The organism is Hymenobacter sp. 15J16-1T3B (assembly GCF_020711235.1).
Classification (GTDB): Bacteria; Bacteroidota; Bacteroidia; order Cytophagales; family Hymenobacteraceae; genus Solirubrum.
This window is the reverse complement of record NZ_JAJFAV010000003.1, coordinates 120,432-145,791: the sequence shown is the minus strand read 5'-3', so window position 1 is coordinate 145,791 and position 25,360 is coordinate 120,432. Positions and strand designations below refer to the sequence as shown.

The following is a 25,360-nucleotide window of genomic DNA, read 5'->3' as shown; positions in this document are numbered from 1 at the left end:
AGGCTAAAAGGCAGGGCACAGTACTCAACTGCTACGGATTACCTGCGCCCCTACTGCCGCCGCCTGCTTCGCCGAGCTTGGCCGTTTTCGATAACCGATCTGCCCGGCCCCAGCCTCAGTCTAGCTGGCAGGCCCAGCGGCGGGCTTCGTCGGGGTCGGTGAAGCGCCGCACCTGCAGCGGCAGCTCCCGCGTGACGGTATCGGCCGCGTTGCTGATCAGCAGCTTGTTCAGCGGGTCCTCGGCCTCGATCATGGCAAACCGATCGATGCCCAGTGCCACGAACTCCGGCACCACGGTCGTGACTACCCACTCCAAATCGGTGGGGCGCACGGGGCCCAGGCGCCGGTCGTCGGCAATCCAGGCCTGCACGCGGTGTTTCCGGGCCAGCCCCAGGGCTTCGGTCAGGGCCTGCCGCAGAAACGCGCTGCTCACAAAGCCCCGCCACTCGGCTTCGAGGGCGCGGTGGCCGGTGGTGTGCAGGTGCAGGCGCAGAAACGGGAACGTAGCAAGTAGCTCCATAGGCAAGGGCAAGGCGAGCGGGAAAACCATCAAAACCAGCCGGGCGGCGCGGGCTAACCGCCGGCCTTATACACCGCAACGCCCTCCATACCGAAGCAAGGAGGGCGTTGGTTACGCGTATGCGAAAAAATTACAGGCTCTTGCGGCGGTTGCGCTTGTAGTCCTCGAAAATCAGCCCGCCCAAGCCCTTCAGCGAGCTGTAGTAGGCCTTGCCCTGGTTGGTTTCGGTGAACTCGCGCACGAACTGCTGCAGGTACGGGTCGGAGGCAATCATGAAAGTGGTGATGGGAATCTTCAGGCGCCGGGCGGCGGCCGCGAGGTTCAGGGTCTTGTTCACCACTTTGCGGTCCAGGCCGAAGGAGTTTTTGTAGTAACCGCCGGGCTCCTTGAGGCAGGTGGGCTTGCCGTCGGTAATCATGAAAATCTGCTTGTTGGCCGTCTTGCGCTTGCGCAGCAAATCCATGGCCAGCTCCAAGCCCGCCACCGTGTTGGTGTGGTAGGGCCCGACTTGCAGATAAGGCAAGTCCTTCACCTCGATCTGCCAGGCGTCGTTGCCGAACACGATGATGTCGAGGAAGTCCTTGGGGTACTTCTGCTTCACCAGCTCGGCCAGGGCCATGGCCACCTTCTTGGCCGGCGTGATGCGGTCCTCGCCGTAGAGAATCATGGAGTGCGAAATGTCAATCATCAAGACCGTCGAGGTTTGGGTCTTGTGCTCGGTGTCGCGCACTTCCAGGTCGCCCTCGGTGAGCAGGTAGTTGCCGTCGAGGCCGTGGTTGAGCTGGGCATTGCGCAGGCTCTCGGTCATCTCAATCTGCTCGATGGTGTCGCCGAACTGGTAGTCGCGCAAATCGGTGGTCAGCTCGTCGCCCTGGCCGGCGTGCGGGGTGCGGTGGTTGCCCTGGGTACCGCGCTTGAGCTTGCCGAAGATTTCCTCCAGCGCCGACTTGCGGATGAGCTGCTCCGACTTAGCGGTAATCTTCAGCTCGCCCAATTGCTGCTCGTTTTCGTCGATGTAGCCCTTTTTCTTCAGGTCCTCGATGAAGTCGCCCATGCCGTACTCGTCGTCGGTCAGGCCGTACTGCTTGTCCAGCTCGTTGAGCCACTGCAGGGCCTCCGCCACGTCGCCCGACGTGATGGTGACCAGTTGCATGAATAGTTTAAAGAGCGAGTCGAAGCCTTTTTCGGGCGTCTCGTCGGGCACAAAGTCGCGGAAACGGAAACCAACAGCCATAATTCAGGAGGAATGGACTTGGAAAACAACGGCCGGGTTGAGTTAGTTTTCGTTTGCCGTTTATCGTTGGCCGGCCGGCCGCGGCGGCCGGCCCTGCGCCCCGCAAAACGAACCACAAGCCCCGAAAACACCCCTCATGAAAGCCATCTGGAACAACGCCGTGCTGGCGGAAAGCGACGAGACAGTCGTCGTCGAAAACAACCACTACTTTCCCGCCGATTCGCTTAAGCGCGAGTACTTTGAGGAGAGTATTGCCGGCACCACCTGCCCGTGGAAAGGCCGCGCCAGCTACTATTCCGTGCGCGTCGACGGGCAGTTGAACAAGGATGCGGCTTGGTATTATCCCGACCCCAAGCCGGCGGCCGAAAATATTCGCGGGCGAGTGGCATTTTGGAAGGGTGTGCAGGTCATACCTTAACGGCCGAATAACCGGCCAAACGTAACCCCACGGGTTAGGCGGGCGTTAGTATAGGGAATTAGTAATACTGGCTCTTCTCTCCACTTCCTTTCCATAACCCTCATGAAACGTTCCATTTTGGCGTGGCCGCTCACGGCTGCTGCGCTCGGGCTGCTCGGCAGCTGCGACTCGGCTCGTACCACCACCGACACCTCCAGCGGCACGGCCACGGTCGAAACCACCGTAACCACGCCCGGCGACGTGGCTTTTTCGCGCGACCTGACGCAGGGTGAATACCGCTTCCAGATTCAGTCGAACACGCTCGACAACGGCCAGCAGCTCACCATCAAAACCCGCCGCGGCGACGCGCTGGTAACCGACCCGGTGCGCCTGAACGTGAAAGGCAACGTGACCGACGCCGTGATGGGCGACTTGAACGGCAACGGCAACCCCGAGCTGTACGTGTTTACCAGCGGCGGCAGCATGGGCATGGGCGGCGTCGAAGCCTACGAGTTTGTCGACAAGTCCTTCCGCCCGATTCAGTCGTTGCCCAAACTCAGCAACGACCTGGCCACTGGCTACAAAGGCGAAGACAAATACGAAATCCGCGGCAACCATCTGGTGCGCACTTACCCCGTGTACACCGGCACCGACGCCAACGCCACGGCCACCGGCCAGTCGCAAACGGTGGAATACACCTTAAACGCGCAAGGCATGCTGATGCCGATGCCGACCACGCCGGTAACGGCGCCCCAGTCGTCGGGCACTTCGACGAGCGGCACCACCAGCGGCTCGACCACTCGCCCCTAAACGGGCAATCGGGTTGATCTTAAGATTAACCGGCTTCCAGTACACAACAACGCGCCGCTGCGGGTCTTCCCGCAGCGGCGCGTTGCGTTTTGGGCCAGCGGCCGGCTTATTCTTTTACCAGTTGCCGGGTTAGCGTGCGGCCGGCCGTGACTACCCGCACGACGTAGAGGCCGGCCGGCAGCGGGCCCAGCTCCAACCGCGCTGCTGCCTGCCCCGCTGCCACCGACACGCGCTGCACGGTTTGCCCCTGCGCGTTGCAGAGCAGCACGGTAGCCGTTGCGGTACTGACTCCGGGCCATTCTACCCGCACCCACTGCCCGGCCGGATTGGGATACACGCTCAGCGGCGGGCGCAGTTGCGCCGCCTGGGCCCCGAGCACGATGTTGCCAAACTCGTAGGCCCCCAGATCGGGCGTCACGCTGCTCCGACCCGTGCCCAGCAGGTCGGTGGGCACCAGGGCCAGCGGGGTGCCGCGGTCATCCAGGGCCGGGTTGGTTGGCAGTGCAGGACTGGCGGCGGTGAGCTGCGGATCGAGCGACACCGAGTGCACATCTTGTCCGGTGGTCTGCCAACTGGCCAGGGTGGCGTGGCTGGCGCTGCTGCGCACCAAATCTCCGTTGGTGGCATTGGCCAGGTACAATTCGTTGTAGTCGGAGCTGAGCAGGGTGGCGCTCATGTTGGACAGCACGCTGTGGCGGATCTGGCCGCTTTGGGCGGCGGTCAAGTTGACGAGCAGGTTGTTGCGCATGGCGAAGGTGCCGCCGTAGCCGCCATAGCCCCCGTAAAGCGTCGTGTTGGGCGCCGTCGGCACGGCCGAGCCGTCGATGATAACGGTGTTGTGGTAGAACAGCGTGCTGCTACCCGTCGGGCCGAGCAGGCCCACCAGCACCCCGGCCATGCCATCGACGTAGGGCGAAGTCGGCGCCAGGCGGCGGACATCCCGGATGTCGTTGTTGAAGACCTGGAGCGCGGAGGTCGTCACGCCGAGGGAAGTGGCGTCGACGGAAAAAAACAACCCGGACATATCCCCGGCGGTGCCGTTGGGGTTGGAGTTGGCCCCGCCTTCCAGGTCGCTGATGCGGTTGCCGATGATACGGCTGGTATGGGGGCCCAGGCCGGTGATGCGCAGGGCAAAAATGCCGCCCACGTACCCGTTCGGGGCCCGTAGCCCCTGCACGGTGCAGCCCCGGATCAGCAGCCGGCGCTGATCGGCCGTGCGCACGCCGTAGCAGTCGTCGAGGTTATTGGTCGCGCGCACGCTGCCCGGCCCGGCCGTGCCCACCGCTACGTTTAGGACCTCGTTGCCCAAATCGGTGTCGAAGCCGGCACTCGACTGGTTGGTGACCCGCCCCATCACCCAGATGCCGTGGTTGGCGTTGTCGATCAGCAGGTTTTGGTAGCGGTTGAAGCGGTTGGTGCCCAGGCTGTCGGTGGGAAATACGCCCCCGGGGTAGATGCCGCGGATGTTGTCGCTCGGGGAGGTGGCCTGAAACACGCCGATGCTCATGGGCGTGCTGCTGGGCACCGCGGGGCGGCCCGTCCGGTTCAGGGTGATGCGGGCGTTGCGCACCTCGTTGTAGCGGGCGCCGTTGGTGCCGGAAAGATTGCGCACCCGGTAGCCGTAGAGCGGCAGGGCGCCGGTGGCCTCCACGTCGATGCCATCGAAGGTAACGTAATCGGCCCCGGCCAAATCGATGGCGGCGTGGCGGTTCAGGCCCGAGCCCAAGGGCCGCAGCACCGGGTTGGCGCCGGTGCCCGCCCGCCGAAACGTCAGGCGCGCGGCGGCCGTACCGCTGGCGGTAAGCGGGGGCAAATCCTCGGCGAAGACCTGGCCGGCCGCCACCTCGAAAGTTACCGCCCCGGTGAAAGCGCCCGAGTTCAGGGCTTCAACGGCCTCGGCCACGCTGTGAAAGTTGCGCGCCCCGGTGGCCTGGGTATTGTCGATGGTGTAGGTGCCCGAAAGCTGCGGCCGGCTGTAGGTGGTCAGGCGCACGTTGTCGATGGCAGCCGGGGGCTGGTCGCCGGAGTTGGCGTCGTTGCGCCACGTGAACAACAGGCGCCGGGTGGTGCCGGCCAAGCGGCTGGCATTAGCCAAGCTCAACCGAATGCTGGTCCAGTTGGCTTCCTGGTTCAGGGTGGTTAGCTCCTCCACCCCCGCCCCGCTGGGGAGCGTGCCACTGGTGGGGGTGTAGCTGGCGGGCACCAGGTATACCCGCAGGTAATCGACGGGCGCCAGTAGGTTTTCGCCCAGGCCGCGCCAATCAAATGTCAGTTCGGCCGCGTTGAAGCCGCTGGCGGGAAAAGTCACGTCGCGGTACATGTGCCCCACGGTGACCGTGGTAAGCGAGTAGCGGTAGGGGCCGCTCGAGCAACTTGGGCAGGCTACAAAAGCCGCCCGCGTGCCCAACTCACTGGGGCCGTTGCCGGCAGCCGTACCCGCCGACCAGCTGTTGGTGGCGAAGGGTGCCAGCACGGTAAAACCGCCGGGTGTGGTACCGGAACTGGCTTCGAAATTTTCGGTGAGCACCACCGTTTGGGCGGCTCCGACCACGGGATAACACAGGCCGGCCAGGATGGCTCCAGCGAGTAAAAACCTCATAGCGTAAGAAGTAGATGAAACAACGAATTCCGAGTAGCTACTGCGAGCTAGCCCGCCAGCTATTAGGCACGCCGGTAGCGGCTCGGTAAAACAGGGGCCACGCCGAATGGCTTAGCCATACGACGCATCAGTAACAACAAGCTGCAAGATAGCACCCAAGCCCCAGGGCTTAACCAACTGCCGGTCCTCGTTGTCGCCGGCCGGCCCGCTGCCGCGCACCCCGCAACCTCCCCCCTTGCGGACCGTTTGACTACTGGTACACCTGCCACTGCGCGGTACTTCCGCCGCTTCCTTTTGCCATGACCACTCGCCTACTCCCCGCCCGTCTTGCTGCCGCCGCGCTGATGCTTACCCTCGGCGCCGCTTGCGACTCGCAACGTACTACTTCCGAAAGCGCCGCCCCGGTTTCAACATCCACCACCGCGCCGGCGGCAGCGGCCGTGAGTTACCAGAAAGAACTGCAGCGCGGCGACTACAGCTTCGCCGTGCAGACCTTGGGCTCGGGTAGCCAGCGCCAATTGGTGTGGCGGGCTGAGCGTTTGGGCCGGGAGCTGGCCTCCATGACCGACAACCTCGAGGGCACGGTGCTCGACGCGCAGGTGACCAACCTCAACAACGACGACTACCCGGAGTTGCTGGTGTTTGTGGCCGACGCGGGCTCGGGTTCTTACGGCCGCTTGGTGGGTTACGAATTTCTGAGCCGGGGCCGACGCGCCCTGACCCTGCCCGCCCTGGAAGGCCCCGCCGCTGCCGGCTACCTCGGCCACGACGCCTTCCGCGTCGACGGCCGCCGCATCATCCGCACTTTTCCCATCTACCGCCCCGACGACCCCAACAGCACGCCCAGCGGCGGCACCCGTACCATTGAGTACGAAATGCCCAAAAAAGAAGGCCTCATTACCATGGTGGGGCACCGGGACGGGGTGTAGAGCGAGGGGTGTTTGTAGCCTGCTTTGGGCGGTCAAAGGGGGTGGCTGAGCCGCCCACTTCCGCCGCCCATCAAACGAAAAGGCCGCCCCGGTGTGGGGCGGCCTTTTGCGTTGTTTGAGCTCTACAGCAAAGGGAGAACCGAACAATCAGTCAGTCGCACAACCCTCTGTCTGTTAGCCGTACTACTCAATCCACTTAAACTTGTACTCCAGCTTCGGCACGGGCATGCGGTCGGCCACGCGGCGCAGGCGGTTGGGCAGGGCCATGACGTAGTCGCGGGCCTTTTCAGCGGGGGCCGACAGGCCGGTGAGCTTGTCGACGTTCCAGGTCTGAATCAGGCCTTCCAGGATGTCGGTGTAGTCCTGGCTGGTGTACACGCCGAGGCGCTGGGCAGCGTCGGTGAAGTGGCCGAAGGTTTTGCCGATTTCGACGCCCAACTCGCGCATGTAGTGGGCGGGCATGACGATTTTCTTGCGCATCATGTCCTCAAAAGCCAGCATCATTTCCGAGGGGTCGACTTCGAAGATTTTCTCCACGAACGTCTGGTACACGCGGGCGTGGCGCACTTCGTCGCCGGCAATCATGCCGCAGAGCTTGCTGAGGGCCGCGTCGCCGGCTTTGCGGGCCAGCTGGCCCACGCGGCGGTGCGAGAGGTTGGTGGCCGCCTCCTGGTAAGACGTGTACACGAAAGCTCGGTACGGGTCGTGGGCGGTGCCCAAGTCGAAGCCGTCGGCAATCAGGTACTGGGTGCTCATCTCGAACTCGCGCATGTTCACGCGGCCGGAGAGGTAGAGGTAGCGGTTGAGCAGGTCGCCGTGGCGGTTTTCCTCGGCCGTCCAGCCCCGAATCCACTGGGCCCAGCCGTTGTTGGGGTCGCGGTTCAGGTCGTCGAGCTGGTGAAACCAGGCTTCGTAGTTGGGCAGGGCCTCCTCGGTGATGGTGTCGCCGATGAGCACGGCCAGCAGGTCGTAGCTCAACTCCTTGGCCCGTTCGCGCAGCAGCTTTACTTCATCGAAGAAGTTGTCGAGTCGCGAGTCGGGCAGAAAATCAGAAGGCTGCCAGCTGTCCTCCACTTTCTTGAGGAACGTGCCGATGTTCTCGCGCAGAAAAACTTCGAGATGCTGTAATACTTCCCCTCGGGAAGTTACGGTGGCAATCATGCGGTGAGGGAAATGATGATGGAGGAAGAAGGACGAGGCGTGCGGAGAAAGGCCAAAAGTAGGCAATTAGCAGGTGGAATGCTTGCGGCGGGGCGCGGGTCGTTCTTCATACGGAATTCATCGGCGAAAAGCTCAAGGGTTGCAGAGATTATTCGCGTGACGGTGGGTTCTGTGGCAAAGGCCGCGACTTGCCCAGCCACTCCCGCCGAAAGCGCTGCCGCTCGGCCGCACTCATGTAAGGCGACCAGGCCAGGTAGTAGCGGCCGGGATGCTGCTGCAGGCGGCGCAGGGCCAGGGCTTGGCTGCGGGTGCCGGTGAGCAGCTGCCGCAGCCGCGGCTGCGAAGGGTCGAGCGTGGGCCAGCCCGTCAGCAACAGCCAGGGCCCGCCGCCGGCCGCCACGTACTGCCGGAAGGGCGAGAGCGACTTGAAGCACTCCTCCAGCCGCACCCCGACCACCACGCGGCCCGCCGCCCGACGCTGCACTTGTTGCAGGGCGTGCGCGTGCGCATACTCGGTGGCCCGGAGCAGCTGCCGCCGGTGCCAGGCTTTGTAGCCGGTATACACGCCGCCGACCAGCAGCAGGCCCGCCAGCACCTGCCGGCTGCGGCGGCTCGCGCCCTGGGCGCCCGCCGGGGCCGCGGCGGCCAGATGCCCCACGGTACCGAGCATGAGCAAGGGACCGGCCAGGCGCGGGGGCAGCTTGAGCAGCCCGCCGAGCGCGAGCAGCAGCACTCCCAGGCCCAGCACGTACAGCCACTGCCGCCGGCGCGAGGCGCGCCCGCTCGACACCAACAGCCACAGATTCAGCGCGCCCAACGCGGCGTAATCGCGGGCGAGCTGCGGCAGCAGGACCGTTAGCTTGGCCAGGGCCATGGGCGGCACGTCGCGCAGCTGAAACGAATACGCGCAAGCCAGCTGAGCTTCGTTGACGAGGGTGGAGTCGCCAAACGCCCACTGCGCCACGGCAGCCCGCACCGCCGGGGCCGCGGGCGCGCAGTGGGCGGGTCGGTACAGCCCGTAGTCGAGCACGTTGGACTTGAGCACATCAAGGCGGCGGTAGCGGGCAGCTTCGGGCGAGCGGGTGACGTGCACCAGCAGGCCCAGCAGCAGGGCCGTGGCCCCGGCCCCGGCTACTACCCGCCACGCGCCGGGCCGCGCCAGCCACCACGCCGCCGGCGCTACCACGGCCGCGCCCAGCACGGCCGCACTCGGCCGAATGGCCCAGGCGGCCACGAAGAGCAGCAGCCCCAGCAGGGCGGCCGGGCGGCTGCGCGGGCCGGCGTAGTGGCAGGCGGTCCACAGCACGGCCGCGCCCCCGAGCAGCAGCGGCACGCGCACGTAGTTGAACCACTGCGCGTGCTCCAGGGCCGCGACCAACAAGAACCCGGCGAGCAGCGCCGCGCGCGGCCCCGGCGGGACGTGGGGACGCAGCAGCGCTTCGAGCACGGCCGTGAGCAGCACCAGCGCCACGGTCAGCAGCCCGTAGAGCACGAGACCGTACCAGGGCACGGCGGGCGCCAGCTGGTAGAGCCCGGCCAGGACCGCGGCCCAGCCGTGGAAGTAGAGATGCAGGTTGGTGACCGGGGCGGCGGCCGTGCGCCCGCGCAGCAGCAGCGTGATGCTGACGTCGTCGTTGGTTTCGTAGTGACTGCCGAGCAGGGTAGCCGTCAGCAGCACCAGCAGCAGCGGCAGCCCGACGACGCGCACCCAATAGCCCAGCCCGGGCGCGTGCTTCATCGGCGGCAAAATACGCGAATCGGGCGCGGGCCGCGCGGCCGGCCGGATTCTTTCCCGATTTTCGCCGCCGTGAATCCTTCCGCGCGCCTGCTCCGCCTGCTGCCGACCCTGACGCTGGGGCTGGTGACGCTCGTGACCCTCGCCTACTTCGTCGGCGCGCACGAGGGCCTCTACGCCCTCGACGACTATTACTACGCCCGCTACGCCCAGCAGCTGCTGGCGGGCACCTTTCACCTGGGCCCCGACCCGCTGCACCGGCTCCACGACCCGCTGCACGAGCGGTGGCTGATTTTCGTCCCAGTGGCCGGGCTCTACGCGTTGCTGGGCGTCAACATCTGGAGCACCACGCTCTGGCCGCTGCTAGCCACGCTGGCGTGTCTGGGGCTGATCTGGACTACTTACCGCCGGCGGGCTCCGCTGGTAGCCAGCGGGGCGCTAGTGCTGCTGGGCCTGCACTACTTCAGCCTGAACCTGACCGCCTACCTCTACCCCGACAACGTGAACATGCTGGCCTGCCTGGGCGCGGCGCTGGCCCTGCTGCGCGGCCGGCGGGCCCCGGGCCGGGCTGCGGTGGGCTGGGGCGTAGCGTTTGCGGGGCTGAACCTGGCCGCGCTGCTTTGCAAGGAAACGGTGGTGTTCTACGCGCCGTTTTACCTGGCCTTGCTCCTGCTCGACGCACGGCGCGGCCGGTGGCGGTTTTGGCTGGCGGCGGGCGGCGCGGGCGCCCTGCTGCTGGGCGCCTACCTGGGCTTTTACCGCTGGCAAACCGACGACGCGCTTTACCGCCTGCACCTCATCGAGCACACCAACGAGGTGCTATCCGAGGGCAACTACCTCGTCGGCAACCGCGCCGCGCTGTGGCACCGCCTCACGCTGGCGCCGCTGCAGGTGCTGCTCGGCACCGGCCTGGGCCTGGCGGCGCTGCTGGCCCTGGGGGCCGCCTGGCCGCCGCGCCGGGCGGCGGCAGGGGCGCCGGCGGCCACGCCCGAGGCCACCAACGACCGGCATTTCTGGCTGGGGCTGGCGCTGAGCACGTTGGCCGTATACTGGCTGGGCAGCACTTCCCTCGCCCACTACAACCCCATCAGCCTGGTGCCGCGCATGCTCACGCCCCTGTTGCCGCCGCTGTGTTTGGCGGCCGGTTTTGGCCTGGCCGACGTCCTGGCGTCCGGGCGGCGGGCCGCGCTTTACGCCGCCGGCTTGGGGCTGCTGGCCGGGCTCGACCGCGGCAGCGCGGCGTTGCTATACGCCGGGTGCGCCGCCGTTTTGGCGGGCTTGGCCCTGCCGCCGCTGGCGCAGGGGCTACGGCGCCGCCGGCCCGGTCGCTACGGTGCGCTGGGCGTGTGGGGCTTGGCCGCGGTGCTGGCCTTGCGCCCGGGGTATCTGCTGCTGAAGCCGAGCGTGTCGGGCCACTTTCCGCAGGCGCGGCTGATCAGCTCGCAACTGCAGCCGCCCCGCCGCGGCGTGGTGTTTGTCGACGATTACCTGATCGGCAACTACGACTTCTACTACGGCTTCCGGGTGCCGCCGGGGCTGCGCTTCCGCCGCTACTGGGCCCGCGACTCGGTGCGGCTGGCGCCGGGCGAAGGCACCTGGCTGCTGCTGAATCGGGCCACGCTGAGCAACCCCGAACTTACCCGCAAGCTGCTGCGCTACTCGCCCGACAGCGTGCTGCGCTGGTACCCGCGGCGGCGTCTGCTGGCGCAAGACGGCCCCGTGGAGCTGTACCAAATTAGGTAGGCGCGACAGGCTGGATGGCGGTGCAAACGAGGCAACCTCAGCTCAAGCGCCTGCCTATCTTCTTTAGCCAACTCACTTCATAATATACTCACAATCATAATTACTGCAATTAACAATTAACACCATTACTTTAATAGTCGTGCCGTTGCTCCCAGGAGGTAATCTAGCGGGCGAGTAGAGCAGGTTTGGAGGAGTAAGGCGTAAAGGCGCCGGGCTTCGGGGCCGCAGCGGAAGCGCACCGCCTGCCGCAGTTCCCAACGCAGGCGCACGGCCAGGGCGCTCCGCTCGGCCGGGGTGCGGCACAACGCCAGGGCCTTTTCGCAGACGCGAATGGTGGAGTCCACGTACGGGTCGCCGGGGCGGTAGGCCTTGCGCGACATGGACTGCGGGTGCAGGCGTTTGCGGGTCAGCACTTCGTCTTGGAAGCCGAAGTCCCAGTCGCGGGCGGCGCGCACCCAGAGGTCGAAGTCCTCGTAGGCCAGCGCCTCGTCGTAGCCCCCGAGCGCCTCGAGCATGCTGCGCCGAAACATCATGGTGGGCGTGCTGATGAAGTAGCGGCTGAGCACGTCGGCAAACACCTGCCCGGCGGCGGGGCGCGGGTGCACCGGCCGGCCGGCCGGGTCGCGGCGGAAGTGAAAGCGCACGTGTCGGCCCTGCTCGTCCACCAGGTCGCAGTCGTGGTAGGCCACGCCGCAACGCGGGCCCTGGGCCTGCATAAACGCCACTTGCCGGGCCACCCGCTCGGGCAGCAGCAGGTCGTCGGTGGCAAAGTCGATGACAAACTCGCCCCGGCTGCGGCGCAGGGCTTGGTTAAACGCGCGGCAGTTGCGCACGTTGGCGGGCAGCAGCAGCAGGTGCCAGTGCGGAAAGCGGGCGGCGTAGTCGCGCAGCACCGCTTGGCTGCCGTCGGTGCTGGCGTCGTCCACCAGCCACACCTCCAGGTTGAGGTAGGTCTGCGCCGCCACCGAATCGAGGGCGGCCGGCAGGAAGCGGGCGTGGTTGTGGCACAGCGCCACGATGGTAACGAGGGGAGTCAAGGCGGAGCAAACGTATAGCTGGGCGCGGGGAACCGAGCGTTCTGTGCAGCGGCAGTTGGGGCTGGGGTTGGCCGCTGCTGGGCACTTCCCAACGGGACGGACGCCGAACCAAGCTACGGCAAAGTTAGCCCCAACGCTGCAGCTGCGCAGGCTGAGGCGCGCAGTTGAGGCCGTCGGGCGGACTTCCCCCACATCCAAGGTTTGCTCGGCGCGCTACCAGCTTAGGGCAACGGCCGGCGGGGCAGTGCGTCCCTTTCGGTGCGCAGCGGTCGGAAATAGAACAGGCAGACCAGCAGCACCAGGGCGAAGCGCAGCGCGTGGGCCAGCGGCGCCCCGAAGAGGCCGTAGCGCGGCAGCAGCAGCGCGAGCAAGGCCGCGTACAGCGCCGCCGACGCCGCCTGCACCAGCACGTAGCGCCCGGCCCGGGCATCGGCAACGAGCAGGTAGAGCAGCGTCCAACTCAGGAACTTGGCCCAGTCGCCGAGCAGCTGCGGGGCCAGCAGCTCGCGGGCCGCCGCAAAACGCGCGTCGAATAGCAGGGGCAGCAGCCAGTCGCGCAGCAGCCAGAGCGCCGCCAGCCCCGCGGCCAGCAGCCCCGCCAGCAAGCCGAACACCCCGCGCACGTAGGCGTGCCGGGCGGCGGGCTGCCCGGCCAGCGCCGCCAGCCGAGGGTAGAACACGGCGCCCATCACCGCCGAAAATACCATGGTGTAGTTGTCGGAGAGCTTGGCCACGGCCTGCCACAGCCCCGTCTGGCCCAGGCTGAAGCGGCCGATAAGCAAGTCGCGCACGGCAAAGTCGACGGCCTTGCTGCACACCAGTACGCTCAAGGCCATCAGCAAGAAGCGGCCGAGGCCGAGCAGTACCGGGCGGCTCGGGCGCAGCCGCACCGGGGCCAGCAGGCCGGCGCGGGCGCATACCCAGGCGGAGGGCAGCACCGTCAGGCCCTGGGCCAGCAAGTAGGCCAGCAGCACCCGCGGCAGGGGCCAGCCCAGGGCCAGCGCCGCGGCTACGGCCAGCGGCCCGAGCACGCTCAGCAGCACCGTCAGGGCCACGTAGGCGCGCAGACGTTGGGCAGCCAGCAGCACGGCGGCCAGGTAGGCATGAGCGGTTAGCAGCGTGATGCCCACCACGATGCCCAGCACCCAGCCCGGCGTGGGCTGAAACGCGGCCAGCAGCGGCCCGCGCAGCACGGGCAGGGCCAGAAAGCCCAGCAGCAGCACGGCTGCGTTGAGCGCCGCGCCGGCCCCAAACCACAGCCGCCAGCCCGCCGAGCCCGGCCGGCGCGGCGCCAAATACTTCACGATGCCCACGTGCACCCCGTCGTTGGGCAGGGTGGTAAGCAGGGCCATCAGGTTCTGAAAGTGCGCCAGCAGCGTCAGCCCCCCGGGGCCGCCGAACACGGCCAGCAGCTTGTTGAGGGCCAGCGCCCCGCCCGCCCGCGCCAGCACCGACACGCCCGAGCCCAGGGAGCCGCGCACAAAGCGCGCCACGCCGGCCGCTACCGGCGGAGGCGGGGTCGGCAAGGCTTCTGGGGCGTCGTCTTCGGCGGCGGGCAGGCTCATGGGCGGGGCGTCGGCCGCGAAGGTACGCGCCGGCGGCCGGGGCTTAGTTGAAATACGCCACGGCCTGCAGGCTGAGCGCATTCAGCCGCCCGGTCAGCAGGCCGTTGGCGGTGTAGAGGTACTGGCCGCCGGCCGGGTCTTGGTAGAGCAGCAAGGCCGAAGGTCGCACCAGGCGCGTCGGCCGAAAGCCGTGGTGGTAGAGCAGGTTCAGCCCCACGCGCTGCCGCACCAGCACGCCGACGCCGCCCTCCAGCCCCAGCTGCCAGTGCAGGCCCACGCTGCTGAAGCCGATGCCCAGCAACGACGGCGTGCTGTCGTAGTTGGTGCGCCAGGCGGGCTCGGCCGCCGTTTGGGCCAGGCCGGGTACCGCCCGCGCCAACAGGTGGGGCTGCACGCCCGCCGCCCGCCCCAGGCGCCAGCGCAGGCCCACCGGCAGTTGCGCCGCGCCGCCCAGCACCCGGCTGTACACCGTGCCTTGGTAGGGGGCCTGGCCCAGCGTCAGGTGAAAGTCGTAGCGCAGGCGCCAGTAGCGCGGCTCCATTTCCAGGGTGAGGCGGTCGGTCAACTCACCGCTGAGCTGCAGCCCGAGGTGGTACATGGACGAGCCGTCGGCCCCGAGGCCGTACGACTGACCCGGCCCGGCAGCGCCGTTGACGGGGCTAAAGGTGAGTTCGGGTAGGTTGGTGAAGCCGCCGCTGGCAGCGCCTCCCGCCAAGCCCAGGTGCCATGGACGTTGGGCCACGGCGGTGAACGGCAGGCCCGCAAGACCCAGTAGGAGCAAGAACAGCGGTTGGCGCATAGCAAAGCGGGTGAATAATAGAAAGCTATAAAACAACCCAAGTCGCCCCACGCCGCCGGCTTACTGCGGGCGCGTGAGCGTGAGCTTGAGGCTGGGCACGCCGCCCAGGTGGCGCTTGAAGTGCAGCAGCGACTCGTTCAGGCCCTCGGGCAGCGTGGAGGTGCCCAAATCGAGCAGGCGCAACCCGCTGGCCTGCCCGAAGGCGTGCAAGCCGGCGTTGAGCAGCACCACCGGGCTGAACGCGTTGTACCGCAACGGGCTGGCGGGGTAAAAATTGTAGAGTACCCCGCGCCCGGCCAGCACCGCCACGGTCAGGGCGGCCCAGTCGCCGGCCGCGTCGCGCACCGAAAACAGCAGGTAGTCGCGTGGAAAGTCGCGAAACAAGGCGGCGAGTTGGGCTTCGGTCAGCGACAGCGCCTGGCCCTTTTCCTCGCGGCAACGGCGCAAAAACTCGTAGGCCAGCGGCAGCAGCAAGGGCGGCTCCTGCTCGAAGCGGAAGCCGTGGCGCTGGCACTTGTGCAGCCGCCGCCGCTCCGAGGGGTGCAGGCGGGCTTCGTAGGGCTGGCTGAGCGGCAGGTACGTATCGATTTCGGCCAATTCGACCTGGTAGCCCAGGCGCTGCAGGGCAGCCACCAGCGCGCCGCTGCGGGCCGGCTCGTAGGCGAAGGGAGGCAGGCGCAGCTGCCAGCTTCGGCAGCCGTGCGCGGCGAGCTGCTCGTGCGCGGTGCGCAGCCACTCGTCGAGCACGGGCGTCGGCACGTCGGCAGTCAGCAGTTGCGGGTAGCTGAACGGGGCCGCGGCGGGGCTGCCGGCGCGGCCGTCGGGCTGCCGGAACACCGGCCACCAGCCCACCGTTTGGCCGGCCGCCAGGTCTTCGAGCAGGGCCACGGCCAGGGGCGGTGCGGCGGCGTTTAGCTGGGCCGGCTGCTGGTAGAGGTAAAGCTCGGCGGCCAGGGGAAGCGGAGGCGCGGCGGCTTCCGAGAGCCAGCGCAGCCGGTAACGCCCGTGACCAGCCGGCAGCTCGAGCGGCGCAGCAGCGGCAACGGAAGTGGTAACGGGAGGCGGAAAACCGGGCACGGACAAAGCAAGCAAGCGCCGAAAGTACGTGAAAATCGGCTGTCCCGATTCGCAAGCGCGGCTACGGGCGCGTCAGGTCTTGCACCGGTAGCACATTTTAGGGCGCGCTTGCGTAGCATTACGGTCCGGCCGCCCCGTGGCCGCTTTCCCCGCTTTTGTTCATGTCCGACCTTGCCCCGGAGGCGCGCCCCTTTGCCGCGGCCGCTTCTGCCCCAGAGCTATCCTCCCCCCCGCTGGACGCCGCCGATGCCGCCGAGTCGGCCAGCGTATCCGACCGCGACGCCACCCGCCAGGCCCGCCTGCAGGGCGTAGGCGCTCGGCCCGGCACGCTCAGCCCCCGCCCCGGCTCGTTGCCGCCGCGGCTGTTTCTGTTCAGCTACGACACGCAAGGCTACGAAGAGTGCGAGTGCGACCATTACGACGAGCTCATGCAGCGCTTCCGCGGCCACCCCGAACGCCGCCACTGGATCGACGTGCGCGGCTACGGCGACGTGGCCCTGATGCAGCGCATCATGGAGGATTTTGAGCTGCACCCGCTGCAGATGGAGGACGTGCTCAACGACTACCAGCGGGCCAAGGTGGAGGTGTTCGGCGACAACCGCCTGTTCCTCGTCTCGCGCATGACCGAGTTTACCGAGCGGCTCGAAATCGACGACGACCAGCTCAGCCTCTTCACCGGCCCCAACTACGTCCTCTCCTTCCAGGACGACTACGAGGACTGCCTCGACTCGGTGCGGCAGCGCATCCGCTCGGGCTTCAGCCAGATCAAGCAGCGCCCGCCGCTGTACCTGGCCTACGCCCTCACCGACGTGGTGCTCGACCACTACTACCCCACCATGGCCGCCATCGGCGACTACATCGAGGAGCTGGAAAACATCATTATCCGCGACCGGGCCTCCAAGCGCCTGCTGGCGCGCATCCTGCAAATCAAGAAGGACATCGTGCGCTTCCGCCGCTTGGTGTACCCCGAGCGCGACAAGATCATGGAACTGCTGCGCATGCACGACGAGGTGGTGCCCGAGGAAATGAAGGTGTTTTTCCGCGACTGCTACGACCACGCCGTGCAGGCCATGGACCTCTCGGAAAGCTACCGCGAATCGGTGTCGAGCCTCATCGACCTGTACATGTCGAACCAGAGCAACCGCATGAACGAGGTGATGAAAGTGCTGACCATGATCAGCGCGGTGTTCATCCCGCTCAGCTTTATTGCCGGCGTCTACGGCATGAACTTCTCGCGCGAAAACCCGCGCGGCGGCGTCAATCACCTGAACATGCCGGAGCTCTACAACCCCGTCGGCTACCCCACCGTGCTGGCGTTTATGGGCGTCATTGCCATCGGCATGCTGGTGTACTTTTACCGCAAGGGCTGGTTTAGTAACTAGCCGATAATTAGCTTTTTATCAGATTAATAACAACTCATCCACCCGTTCACAATTGCACCTGCAGCGGCTCCCTCAGCGCCGCTGCCACCTGCGCTACGCGGTCCGCTACCGAACCCGTGAGCAGCTGATACGGAATGCCGAGCACGTCCAGCAGCATGAGTTGGGTGTGCTGCTGCAGCAGTTGCTGCGCGGCCGGGGCGCGGGTGCCGTCCTGCTCGAAAGGGAAGTCGGGGGCACAGACGAAGGTGTGGGCGTAGCGCGAGCGGCACTCGGCGGCCAAGGCGTGCAGCGCTTCTGTGGCCCGACCGAAATAGGCGTAACTGTACCAGAGCGTCGTCACCGCGTTGGTGTCGCTGAGTAGCCAGTGCCGGGCCTGCGGCAGCGCCTCGTCTTCGAGGGCGCGGTGCCGCTCGGCAATGCGCAGCAGGTCGTCGAAAGCCAGGTGCCCGCCCTGCGCTTCCCAGAGCGTGCGGCCGTACTCGGCCACCCAGGCCGTGCCGAAATGCCGGCCCAAGGCCGCCGTCAGGGTGGACTTGCCGGTGCTTTCGGCCCCGAGCAGGGCCACGCGCTGCAGGTAGTCGGCCGAGCGAAAATAGGCCTGCACCACCGGGTGCAGCCACTCCGATTGCCCGTACACGTCGGCCCGCAGCTGCGTGCCCGACACCGGCCGCTGCTGCCGCGGCTGGTCGACCAACACGTGCTCGGTGCCCAGGTGAGCGGCAAAGCCGGCGCCATAGGCTTCACTACTGAAAATTACGTCGATACACAACCCCAGCTCAAGCAACAATTGACGCACGAACTCGCGGTGCACCAGGTCCGGCGCGGCGTTGGGCGGCAGCTGCGGATGCTCGGCTTGGGTGAGGGCACGCACCTGCAAGCGGCAGCCGCCGAGGTCGGTTCCGTAGATCTGGCGCAGCCAGCCCGCGCGCACCGGGGCGGGCATGCGGATGGGGTCGGGCTCGGAGTACACCCACACGTGCAACTCGTCGACCTGCCGGGCTGCCGTTTCGATGAGCAGTTGGTGGCCGCGGTGCAGCGGCGCGAATTTGCCCACCACCAGGCCGGTTCGCCCCGAAGGCGGGTTTGTGTCCATGCCCTTGTCAGTAGTCGTAGCGGCGGGGCGTCAGTTCATGTTGAGGGTGAGCCGGCGCAGCTCGGTGCCCACCACCCGGAACAGCTGGTACGTGCCGGCGGTGGCGTCGTAGCTCAAGCCCACGGTGGGCGCCGAGCTGTCGAAGGGCTGCCCGCCGATGAGGCGGCCGCGGGCGTCGTAGAGGTAGGCCTTGCCCGGGCCGGTTTCGGTGACAACCAGCACGCGGCGGCCGTTGCCGAAGTCGAAGAGCTGGGCGGGCTTTTCGGCCGAGGTCAGGAAACGCTGCTCCACCAGGGGGCGGCCCGTGGCGTCGAGCACGGTGAGGTGGCCCTGCCCGTCGTCGCGCGTGACCACGTAGCCGCGGCCGGCGTCATCGGCCACCAGGCGGAAGGTGGTGCTGCGGCTCCAGGTGGCCAGGCGCCGGCGCGGGCCCACGTCGCCGCTGAGCGTGAAGGTGAGCAGCTCGCCGTGCTGGTTGACCACCGTGAGGCGGGTGCGCCGCAGCGTGGGGCCGGCCTCTACGAAGGCGCCGGTACGTAGGCGGGCGCCCAGGCTGATGGGGAAGCCCGGCAGGGCGTTGCCGAGGGCGTCGTAGGCGAAGATGTAGCCGTTTTCGAGCAGGCACACCACCACGTCGCGGCCGCCTACGCGCAGCAGCTGCGGCGGCGACGCCAGGGCGAAGTCCAGACGCTTGGGCTGCCAGCCGGCCGGGGCGTTGCCGCGGGCGTCGAAGAAGAAGAGGTTGGCGTAGCGGTCGGCCACCAGCAGGCGGGCGGGCTGCCCTTCGGCCGGCGGGGCGCTGCTCAGCGAAACGGCCTGCACGGTGTCGGGCAGGTTCAGGGGGAAGTTGCGCGCCGGGCGGCCCCGCTCGTTCAGCAGCTGAATGCGGTTGGCCGTCAGCAGCAGAATGCCCGGCCGCCGGCCAAAGGCCCCGGGCAGCAGGGCGGGCGGCGTCACCAGCGGGCCGCCGAGCGAGTCGGACCAGCCCACGGTGTTGTCGGGGGTGATGTAGTGCACCGCGCCGCGGCGGTCCTGCACCAGCACCGGCGCGGTGCGGCCCGCGGCGGCCGGCAGCAGCACCGGCCCGATGGCGGCCAAGCCGGCCTGAAAGTTCAGCGTGCTGCCCACGCCGCCCGCCGTTTGGGGGCCGGCCACGGCGGGGCCTACCGGCGGGTGGCGCAGCACCAACTGGGTGTAGTACTGTCCGCCGTCGGTCGGGGCGTATTGCAGGGCCACCTGCGGAAAGCGTTGAAACAGCGCCTCGTTGCGCAGCAAGCCGGCGCGGCGCTCTTCCACCAGGGCCCGCAGCAGCAGGTTCCAGCTGTTGCGCGTGTCGAGCACCACGCTGAGCTGGGCCACGGGGGTGGTTTCCTCCAGCAAGGCCATCTGCGAGGGCGTGCGCGTCCAGGTTTGGCCAGCGGCCACGTCGGTGAGGTAGGTGCGCAGGGCGGCCGCGTCGTCAGCCAGCACGAGGTAGTCGCCCACCAGGGCGGAAGCCCCAACCGGGGCAGTGGCCACGGGGGCAAACAAGGGCCCGAGCAGGCGCTCGGCCAGCCGAGGCACCCCGTTTTGGTAGAGCTGGTACGGGCCGAAGCGCTCAAAGCTCGGGCTGGTGCCCGTGCGGCGGCGCAGCAGCCCCAGCCACTGGGCCGTGCGCGCCGCCGAGCGGGTGCGCACCAGCGCCAAGCGGCCGGGCAGCGCCCGCGGGGAGCCGGTGGCCAGGTAGCACAGGGCCGCTTCGTCGTCGAGGGTAGCGGCGAGGCTGTCAACCAGCGGCCGCACCAGCGTATCGGCGGCCGCCGCGGGGCGCAGGGCCGCGGGGGCGGCGTGCAGGTGCACCAGGGCGGCGGTGCGGGTGCTGAGCACCTCGGCCATGCGCAGGCGGCCGGCAGAGTGCCCGCGCAGGCGCTGGTGCAGGGAGCCGGCGGCGGGTTCGGCGTTGGTGAAGCCGTTGAAGAGCACGCGGTTGCTGGTCAGCTTCATTTGCAGCAGGCTTTTGCTGCCGATGCTGGCCAGATATTCAAAATCGGGCCGCAGCTCGGGCCGAAAAAACACGCTCAGAAAGGGCGGCAGCTGGCGGTGGTTGATGAGCAGGGCCGCATCCACGTCCTTGAGCTGCAGGTAGTCGGTGGCGCCGAATTCTGCGGCCACCGAGGGTTGGTCGGGGTACTCCGTGCGCCGCACCACGGCTTCCACCAGCGCGGGGTTTGCGCTGATGACGAGCATGTTGCGGTAGTTCATATACGTCAACCCCAGGCCGTTGCGGCGCTGCGTGACGGTGATGAGCTGGGCGCCGTGGTAGTCGCGGGGGCTGACCTGGTAGCGGGCGTCGCGGGCCAGGGCTTCCACCAGGGTGCGAATCTGGCGGTGTTCCCGCACCGACCCTACCGGCACCTGAAACAGCAGATCGAAGCTGCGCGGGTTGGTTACGTGCAGTGAGGTCAGCACCATTTTGCGCCCCAGAAAGTCGAGCACTGACCCTTTGGCGTTGCCCAGGCTGTCGGCCAGCACCACCTGCTCCTCCACCTGCTGAAAGTAGCGCAACGTGGCCAGGTTGTCCCACAACTGGGTTTCCTTGAGGCGGCGCACCAGCGTGGGGTGGTCGCGCGTGGCCACCACCAGGGCCGCGTCTTCCGGCACCAGCGCCCAGGGGTCGACGGGCGTGCGGGCCACCACCCGGCGGTAGTACACGTACGACGCCAGCGCCGTGAGCAGCAGCAAACCCGAAAGCAGGACCAGTAAGCGGTTCGACATGCAGCGGCGGCAGGGGCAGAATGGGAAGGCGGCAAAGGTAGCTATTCGGGCCGTTGGCGGCTTAGGTTGCCGGCCGCCGCCGCGAAGCCCTGGCGCCGCCCCCGCCGATTGTGTACCTTACCCCCTCTATGCCACGCCCCCGCCGCCTGCTCTTGCCCGCCGCCTGCCTGCTGCTCGCCGCGCTGCCGGCCTGCTTTGATCTGCGCGCGCCCGAACCGGCCAACGCCGCCAGCGAATGGGTGTCACCGACCAGCATCGACTTGCTGCTCACCAATTTCGGCACGGCGGTGCAGCGCCTGAACGCGGCCAACTACGAGCGGTGCTTTGTGCCCCGGGGCTACCGCTTCTACCCCGATCCGGCGGCGGCGGGCTCCACCAGCGCCGCCTTGTTTGCCAACTGGGGCCTGCGCGAGGAGCTGGATTATTTCAACCGCCTGCGGCAGCGCACGCCCGCCACGGCCCAAAACCAACTGCTGCTCTCGGCCCGCCGCGACCAGATTTACGGGCCCGATTCGGCGGAGGTGTCGGCCCAGTACCTGCTCACCCTCAGCCAGAGCGACACGGCCTTCCACTACCGCACCATGACGGGCAACATTCGCCTGCTGCTGCGCCGGCGCAACAACGAATGGCAGATTTCGGCCTGGCGCGACCTGGCCACCGGCAGCCAGCCGGTGTGGACGGAGGCCAAGAAATATTTCATCCGCAACTGAGCGGGCGCTACCGCATGCCCGGCGTCAGCGGGCTGCGGGCGCTGGGGCAGCGCGGCAGAATATAGGGCTGGGCTATTGCACCGCAGCGGGCCAGACCGTAGCTTGCACCCAACCGTAGGCCTCAGTCGATGAACCGTTTGCCCCTGCTTCGCATTTCCGTCCGCCCGGTGCGCCGCCGCCTGGGGCGCTGGGCGCCGCTGGGGGCCGCCGTGGTGCTGGCCGCCTGCAACCCCTTCGCGCCGGGCCTCGACGACGAGAGCATCAGCCCCGATCAGCTGCTGGGCAACCCCGTGACCGTGCGCGGGTTTTTCGACCGGTTCCGGGCCTCTTACCAGCTGCGCGACTCTACGCTCTACGGGCAGCTGGTGAACCGCAAGTTTATCTTCACCTACCGCGACTTCGCCGCCAACACCGACCGCAGCTGGAACCGCGACGTGGACGTGAATGCCACCTACAAGCTGTTTCGGGCCGCCCGCGCGGCCAACCTGCAGTGGACGCAGTACCTGCCCACCACCGACACCATGTACTCCGACACGCTGGTATACGTGGAGCGGGCCTTCTCGCTGAGCATCGAGCAGCGCGACAACCAGCGCTTCGACGGCACGGGCACGGCGCGGCTGGAGCTGGTGCGCAAAAACCGCTCGGAACCCTGGCGCATGCGCCGCTGGTACGACCGCAGCGAGTTTTAGGCAGCCGGCCGCTGGACGCGCCGCGCCGTTTCCATTTCCGCATTTTTTCCGCCGCTTTTTGGCTAGCCTGCCCCTCCGGCGGGCTTTTTTATTGGGCCCGATGCAAGCCAATCCTCTATCTTCCGGCCCTCATTCCTCACCTCTCCCCTCCGCATGAGCGAACCACAAGGCCACTTTCAGCGCGCCATCGGGCTGTTCGACGCCATCATGATTGTAACCGGCAGCATGATCGGCTCCGGTATTTTTATTGTCTCGGCCGACATCGGCCGGCAGGTGGGCGGCGCGGGCTGGCTGCTGGTGGTGTGGCTGCTGACGGGCGTCATCACCCTGGCCGGGGCCGTGAGCTACGGCGAGCTGGCGTCCATGTTCCCCAAAGTCGGGGGGCAGTACGTGTACCTGCGCGAGGCCTTCGGCAAGCTGGTGGCCTTTCTCTACGGCTGGTCGTTGTTTCTCGTCATCCAGACCGGGGTGATTGCCGCCGTGGCGGTGGCCTTTGCCAAGTTCACGGGCGTGCTGGTGCCCTGGTTTAGCGTCAACCACGTGTTGTTCAACCTCGGGCCATTTCCCTTCTCGACGGTGCAGCTGCTGGCCATTGTGCTGATTGTGGCCATCACCGCCATCAACGCCCGCGGCGTGCGCGCCGGCAAGCTGATTCAGAACGTGCTGGGCTCCACCAAGCTGGTGGCCCTGGCCCTGCTCATCCTCGGCGGCCTGCTGCTGGGCCTGAACGCCGAAGCCGTGCAGGCCAACTTTCACGATATGTGGCGCACGGTGAGCTACCCGGCCCCGGGCACCTCCGGCCTGCCCATCCCGCTCACCGTGTCGGGCCTGGTCGTGGCCATCGGCATGGCCATGACCGGCTCCCTGTTTTCCTCCGACTCCTGGAACAACATCGGCTTTGCCGGCGAGGAAATTGTGAACCCCGAACGCACGCTGGTGCGCAGCATGGCCATCGGCACGGCCATCGTGACGGCCCTCTACATCCTCTCCAACGTGGTGTACCTGCTGGTGCTGCCCCTGCAAGGCTCGCCTGACGCCACCACCCTGGCGGGCCGCGGCATCATGTACGCCACCGACGACCGCGTGGCCACCGCCGTGGCCGAGCACGTGCTCGGGCCGGTGGGCGCCGTGGTGCTGGCGGTGCTCATCATGCTCAGCACTTTCGGCGCCAACAACGGCATCATCCTGGCCGGCGCCCGCGCCTACTACGCCATGGCCAAGGACGGGCTGTTCTTCCCCGGTCTGGCCCGGCTAAACGCGGCCGGCGTGCCCAACCGCGCGCTTTGGGCCCAGTGCCTGTGGGCCTGCCTGCTCTGCCTGTCGGGGTCCTACGGGCAGCTGCTCAACTACGTCATGTTCTCGGTGATTTTGTTCTACGTGGTCACCATCATCGGCATTTTCGTGCTGCGCCGCACCCGCCCCGATGCCCCGCGCCCCTACCGCGCCTGGGGCTACCCGGTGCTGCCGGCCATTTACGTGCTGCTGGCCTCGTCCTTCTGCCTGATTCTGCTGTTTGCGCCCGGTACGGCTGAGTTTTCGTGGCGCGGGCTGGTGCTGGTGGCCCTGGGCGTGCCGGTGTACTTCCTGTTCCGCAACCGCTTTGCCGGGTAGGTGCCGCCGGCCGATTAATCCCCGGCACCCCTGCCCCCAAAATGCGACAAGGGCCGCTTTCCTCCTCGGAAAGCGGCCCTTGTCGCACTAAGCCCGCAGGCCAGCCGGCTTAGCGCCGGCGCCGCTTGCTGGTTTCGCTGGGCAGCAGGGTCACGTTGTTCGGCTGGCCGCTGCGCACGCGCATTTCCTGGTCTTGGTAACCGCCGTAGCCATACACCACGCTGGTTTCACCGGCGGGGGTTTCCACGGTGTAGTTGCCGTTCTGGTCGGTGCTGGCAATTTTGTTGGTACCCTTCACGAACACGGTGGCGCCGGCCAGCGGCTTGCCGTTTTCGTCGAGGATGCGGCCGTTGAGCGTGGCCGTGCGCGGCGCTTCCTCCACGGCCGGGGCCGCCGGCGCGGCGGGTTCGGCCGTCGTGGGCTCGGCGGCGGGCGCGGCGGCCGGGGTGGCACTGCTGGCAGCCGGCGCCGCGGCGGCGGTCCGGGTGGCGGCTGCTACCGGCTTGGCCGGCGCCGCGGAGGCTTTGGTAGCCTCCGGGGCCGGGGCGGCTGCCTCGGTCGGGGCGGCGACTTCCTCGGCCGCGGCCCGGGAGCCGACTACGCTGGCCCCGACCAGCTCGAAGCTGGGCATCTGCCCGTTGGCAATACGCTCACGGTTGCCGGCGGGCCCAAATGCCAGGGCCGCGCCCAGCAGCACGACGACGCCGCCCGCTAGAAAAGCCAGCTTGCGGTTGCCCGAGTCCAGGGAGGACTCATCGGTTTCTACCGGTTCTTCGGTAACGGATTGGTAATTGTCGCTCATAGGCGGGTAAGAAGTACGGTGGGAGTACTGGGTGAAAAGCAAGCAGAACCCGTCAGCGCAAACAGGGTCAAGCACTGTGGCCGGCCCGGGCCTGCGCGCAGTCTGTCGAGTTCGTCCCTAAATATATCACATTAGTATGGCTATACTGCAATAGGCCGCGCGAATTACCCCAAAACAGAGCGCCGCGCCGGAAGCGGGTGCTCCGGCGCGGCGCCAAACGGGTTAACTAGTTGGGGTTATTCCTGCACCGGCTGGGCGGGTCCTTCGGGTTGGCTGGCCCCGAAGGGCTGCTCGCGGGTGCGCAGGTTTTGCTCGTGGTCGAGCTCGTAGCTGCCTTCGACCTCAAAGCCGGCGCCCTGTTTTTTGCTGGCGTCTTCCGCGTGGTTGTTGCCTCCCTGGGGAGTGGTTTCGCTGCCGCCGATGTGCAGGTTTTCCAGCTTGTTCTTCTCGTCGGTGCGCTGGGAGTAGCCGCGGGCACCGGCGCTGCGGTAGGCCGTAGGGTCCTTGTCGACGTCGGCGTTGTTGTTGATGATTTGCTCGAAGTCGCGGTCCTGCTCCTGCTGCTCGTCGCGCGGAATCACGTTTTTGTCGCGCTTAATTTGCTCGTTGTCGTCGTTGCGGGTGCCTTCGGTATTGAGGTTGAGGGGAGTTGCCATGATGGGTAGGACTGGGTTGGTGTCTGTTAAGGCTGTACGCAGGCCCGCGGCTCCGCG

Annotated in this window: 21 protein-coding genes; 8 read left to right on the top strand and 13 right to left on the bottom strand. The window is 67.4% G+C overall.

Translation table 11 applies throughout. The features are described from left to right. Positions 1-115: 115 nt before the first annotated feature. Positions 116-520, bottom strand: a complete 405-nt coding sequence (locus tag LJ737_RS06540; protein ID WP_227763886.1) for a hypothetical protein — start codon at positions 518-520, stop codon at positions 116-118. Positions 521-650: 130 nt separating this feature from the next. Beyond that, positions 651-1,754, bottom strand: a complete 1,104-nt coding sequence (locus LJ737_RS06535; RefSeq protein WP_227763883.1) for a vWA domain-containing protein — start codon at positions 1,752-1,754, stop codon at positions 651-653. A 136-nt stretch (positions 1,755-1,890) separates the two neighbouring features. Between LJ737_RS06535 and LJ737_RS06530 the strand changes: the two genes are divergently transcribed. Together LJ737_RS06530 and LJ737_RS06525 are read left to right on the top strand one after the other, a co-directional pair. Further along, positions 1,891-2,172 carry a DUF427 domain-containing protein gene (locus LJ737_RS06530; RefSeq protein WP_227763882.1) on the top strand — a complete coding sequence of 94 codons (282 nt, stop codon included), beginning with the start codon at positions 1,891-1,893 and terminating at the stop codon, positions 2,170-2,172. Between the two features lie 102 nt (positions 2,173-2,274). After that, positions 2,275-2,961: a hypothetical protein gene (locus tag LJ737_RS06525; protein WP_227763880.1), complete on the top strand. Its 687-nt coding sequence runs from the start codon at positions 2,275-2,277 to the stop codon at positions 2,959-2,961. 106 nt (positions 2,962-3,067) lie between these two features. On the opposite strand, the gene LJ737_RS06520 is transcribed toward LJ737_RS06525, so the two are convergent. Beyond that, complete coding sequence (locus LJ737_RS06520; protein ID WP_227763878.1) at positions 3,068-5,560, bottom strand: T9SS type A sorting domain-containing protein; 2,493 nt, start codon at positions 5,558-5,560, stop codon at positions 3,068-3,070. 299 nt (positions 5,561-5,859) lie between these two features. Here LJ737_RS06520 and LJ737_RS06515 point away from each other — a divergent pair, with 299 nt between their 5' ends. Then, complete coding sequence (locus tag LJ737_RS06515) at positions 5,860-6,489, top strand: hypothetical protein (protein ID WP_227763876.1); 630 nt, start codon at positions 5,860-5,862, stop codon at positions 6,487-6,489. Positions 6,490-6,672: 183 nt separating this feature from the next. Here LJ737_RS06515 and LJ737_RS06510 read toward each other — a convergent pair whose 3' ends face one another. Then, positions 6,673-7,650: an acyl-ACP desaturase gene (locus tag LJ737_RS06510; RefSeq protein ID WP_227763874.1), complete on the bottom strand. Its 978-nt coding sequence runs from the start codon at positions 7,648-7,650 to the stop codon at positions 6,673-6,675. A 148-nt stretch (positions 7,651-7,798) separates the two neighbouring features. Further along, the gene (locus LJ737_RS06505; RefSeq protein ID WP_227763872.1) at positions 7,799-9,388 is read right to left on the bottom strand and encodes a hypothetical protein; all 1,590 of its coding nucleotides are present in this window, start codon (positions 9,386-9,388) and stop codon (positions 7,799-7,801) included. Between the two features lie 69 nt (positions 9,389-9,457). Between LJ737_RS06505 and LJ737_RS06500 the strand changes: the two genes are divergently transcribed. Beyond that, the gene (locus LJ737_RS06500; RefSeq protein WP_227763869.1) at positions 9,458-11,128 is read left to right on the top strand and encodes a hypothetical protein; all 1,671 of its coding nucleotides are present in this window, start codon (positions 9,458-9,460) and stop codon (positions 11,126-11,128) included. Positions 11,129-11,253: 125 nt separating this feature from the next. On the opposite strand, the gene LJ737_RS06495 is transcribed toward LJ737_RS06500, so the two are convergent. From LJ737_RS06495 to LJ737_RS06480, 4 genes are all read right to left on the bottom strand, one after another. Continuing rightward, the gene (locus LJ737_RS06495) at positions 11,254-12,165 is read right to left on the bottom strand and encodes a glycosyltransferase family 2 protein (RefSeq protein WP_227763868.1); all 912 of its coding nucleotides are present in this window, start codon (positions 12,163-12,165) and stop codon (positions 11,254-11,256) included. A 221-nt stretch (positions 12,166-12,386) separates the two neighbouring features. Next, the gene (locus LJ737_RS06490) at positions 12,387-13,730 is read right to left on the bottom strand and encodes an MATE family efflux transporter (protein WP_227763866.1); all 1,344 of its coding nucleotides are present in this window, start codon (positions 13,728-13,730) and stop codon (positions 12,387-12,389) included. Between the two features lie 43 nt (positions 13,731-13,773). Then, the gene (locus tag LJ737_RS06485) at positions 13,774-14,529 is read right to left on the bottom strand and encodes a porin family protein (protein ID WP_227763864.1); all 756 of its coding nucleotides are present in this window, start codon (positions 14,527-14,529) and stop codon (positions 13,774-13,776) included. Positions 14,530-14,589: 60 nt separating this feature from the next. Further along, positions 14,590-15,606: a hypothetical protein gene (locus tag LJ737_RS06480; protein ID WP_227763862.1), complete on the bottom strand. Its 1,017-nt coding sequence runs from the start codon at positions 15,604-15,606 to the stop codon at positions 14,590-14,592. A 161-nt stretch (positions 15,607-15,767) separates the two neighbouring features. Between LJ737_RS06480 and corA the strand changes: the two genes are divergently transcribed. Next, positions 15,768-16,988 (top strand): magnesium/cobalt transporter CorA, encoded by a 1,221-nt coding sequence (corA, locus tag LJ737_RS06475; RefSeq protein WP_227763860.1) that lies wholly within the window; start codon positions 15,768-15,770, stop codon positions 16,986-16,988. Between the two features lie 46 nt (positions 16,989-17,034). On the opposite strand, the gene LJ737_RS06470 is transcribed toward corA, so the two are convergent. Then, positions 17,035-18,081, bottom strand: a complete 1,047-nt coding sequence (locus LJ737_RS06470) for an AAA family ATPase (protein ID WP_227763859.1) — start codon at positions 18,079-18,081, stop codon at positions 17,035-17,037. Between the two features lie 30 nt (positions 18,082-18,111). Further along, positions 18,112-20,835: a hypothetical protein gene (locus LJ737_RS06465; protein WP_227763857.1), complete on the bottom strand. Its 2,724-nt coding sequence runs from the start codon at positions 20,833-20,835 to the stop codon at positions 18,112-18,114. A gap of 128 nt (positions 20,836-20,963) precedes the next feature. Here LJ737_RS06465 and LJ737_RS06460 point away from each other — a divergent pair, with 128 nt between their 5' ends. From LJ737_RS06460 to LJ737_RS06450, 3 genes are all read left to right on the top strand, one after another. Then, positions 20,964-21,545: a hypothetical protein gene (locus LJ737_RS06460; RefSeq protein WP_227763855.1), complete on the top strand. Its 582-nt coding sequence runs from the start codon at positions 20,964-20,966 to the stop codon at positions 21,543-21,545. Between the two features lie 128 nt (positions 21,546-21,673). Next, positions 21,674-22,234, top strand: a complete 561-nt coding sequence (locus LJ737_RS06455) for a hypothetical protein (RefSeq protein WP_227763854.1) — start codon at positions 21,674-21,676, stop codon at positions 22,232-22,234. 153 nt (positions 22,235-22,387) lie between these two features. Next, positions 22,388-23,845 (top strand): APC family permease, encoded by a 1,458-nt coding sequence (locus LJ737_RS06450; RefSeq protein ID WP_227763851.1) that lies wholly within the window; start codon positions 22,388-22,390, stop codon positions 23,843-23,845. A gap of 109 nt (positions 23,846-23,954) precedes the next feature. Here the strand turns inward: LJ737_RS06450 and LJ737_RS06445 are convergent, their stop codons facing one another. After that, positions 23,955-24,647 carry a carboxypeptidase-like regulatory domain-containing protein gene (locus tag LJ737_RS06445; protein ID WP_227763849.1) on the bottom strand — a complete coding sequence of 231 codons (693 nt, stop codon included), beginning with the start codon at positions 24,645-24,647 and terminating at the stop codon, positions 23,955-23,957. Positions 24,648-24,883: 236 nt separating this feature from the next. Continuing rightward, positions 24,884-25,303 carry a hypothetical protein gene (locus LJ737_RS06440; RefSeq protein ID WP_227763846.1) on the bottom strand — a complete coding sequence of 140 codons (420 nt, stop codon included), beginning with the start codon at positions 25,301-25,303 and terminating at the stop codon, positions 24,884-24,886. Positions 25,304-25,360: the final 57 nt, after the last annotated feature.

Excerpts from the sequence above, each read along its gene's own strand:
- LJ737_RS06535 (WP_227763883.1), bottom strand. The coding sequence starts at position 1,754 with ATGGCTGTTGGTTTCCGTTTCCGCGACTTTGTGCCCGACGAGACGCCC.
- LJ737_RS06455 (WP_227763854.1), top strand. The coding sequence starts at position 21,674 with ATGAACCGTTTGCCCCTGCTTCGCATTTCCGTCCGCCCGGTGCGCCGC.
- LJ737_RS06520 (WP_227763878.1), bottom strand. The coding sequence starts at position 5,560 with ATGAGGTTTTTACTCGCTGGAGCCATCCTGGCCGGCCTGTGTTATCCC.
- corA (WP_227763860.1), top strand. The coding sequence starts at position 15,768 with ATGTCCGACCTTGCCCCGGAGGCGCGCCCCTTTGCCGCGGCCGCTTCT.
- LJ737_RS06540 (WP_227763886.1), bottom strand. The coding sequence starts at position 520 with ATGGAGCTACTTGCTACGTTCCCGTTTCTGCGCCTGCACCTGCACACC.
- LJ737_RS06465 (WP_227763857.1), bottom strand. The coding sequence starts at position 20,835 with ATGTCGAACCGCTTACTGGTCCTGCTTTCGGGTTTGCTGCTGCTCACG.
- LJ737_RS06460 (WP_227763855.1), top strand. The coding sequence starts at position 20,964 with ATGCCACGCCCCCGCCGCCTGCTCTTGCCCGCCGCCTGCCTGCTGCTC.
- LJ737_RS06515 (WP_227763876.1), top strand. The coding sequence starts at position 5,860 with ATGACCACTCGCCTACTCCCCGCCCGTCTTGCTGCCGCCGCGCTGATG.
- LJ737_RS06445 (WP_227763849.1), bottom strand. The coding sequence starts at position 24,647 with ATGAGCGACAATTACCAATCCGTTACCGAAGAACCGGTAGAAACCGAT.
- LJ737_RS06490 (WP_227763866.1), bottom strand. The coding sequence starts at position 13,730 with ATGAGCCTGCCCGCCGCCGAAGACGACGCCCCAGAAGCCTTGCCGACC.
- LJ737_RS06470 (WP_227763859.1), bottom strand. The coding sequence starts at position 18,081 with ATGGACACAAACCCGCCTTCGGGGCGAACCGGCCTGGTGGTGGGCAAA.
- LJ737_RS06440 (WP_227763846.1), bottom strand. The coding sequence starts at position 25,303 with ATGGCAACTCCCCTCAACCTCAATACCGAAGGCACCCGCAACGACGAC.
- LJ737_RS06510 (WP_227763874.1), bottom strand. The coding sequence starts at position 7,650 with ATGATTGCCACCGTAACTTCCCGAGGGGAAGTATTACAGCATCTCGAA.
- LJ737_RS06525 (WP_227763880.1), top strand. The coding sequence starts at position 2,275 with ATGAAACGTTCCATTTTGGCGTGGCCGCTCACGGCTGCTGCGCTCGGG.
- LJ737_RS06505 (WP_227763872.1), bottom strand. The coding sequence starts at position 9,388 with ATGAAGCACGCGCCCGGGCTGGGCTATTGGGTGCGCGTCGTCGGGCTG.
- LJ737_RS06450 (WP_227763851.1), top strand. The coding sequence starts at position 22,388 with ATGAGCGAACCACAAGGCCACTTTCAGCGCGCCATCGGGCTGTTCGAC.
- LJ737_RS06530 (WP_227763882.1), top strand. The coding sequence starts at position 1,891 with ATGAAAGCCATCTGGAACAACGCCGTGCTGGCGGAAAGCGACGAGACA.
- LJ737_RS06485 (WP_227763864.1), bottom strand. The coding sequence starts at position 14,529 with ATGCGCCAACCGCTGTTCTTGCTCCTACTGGGTCTTGCGGGCCTGCCG.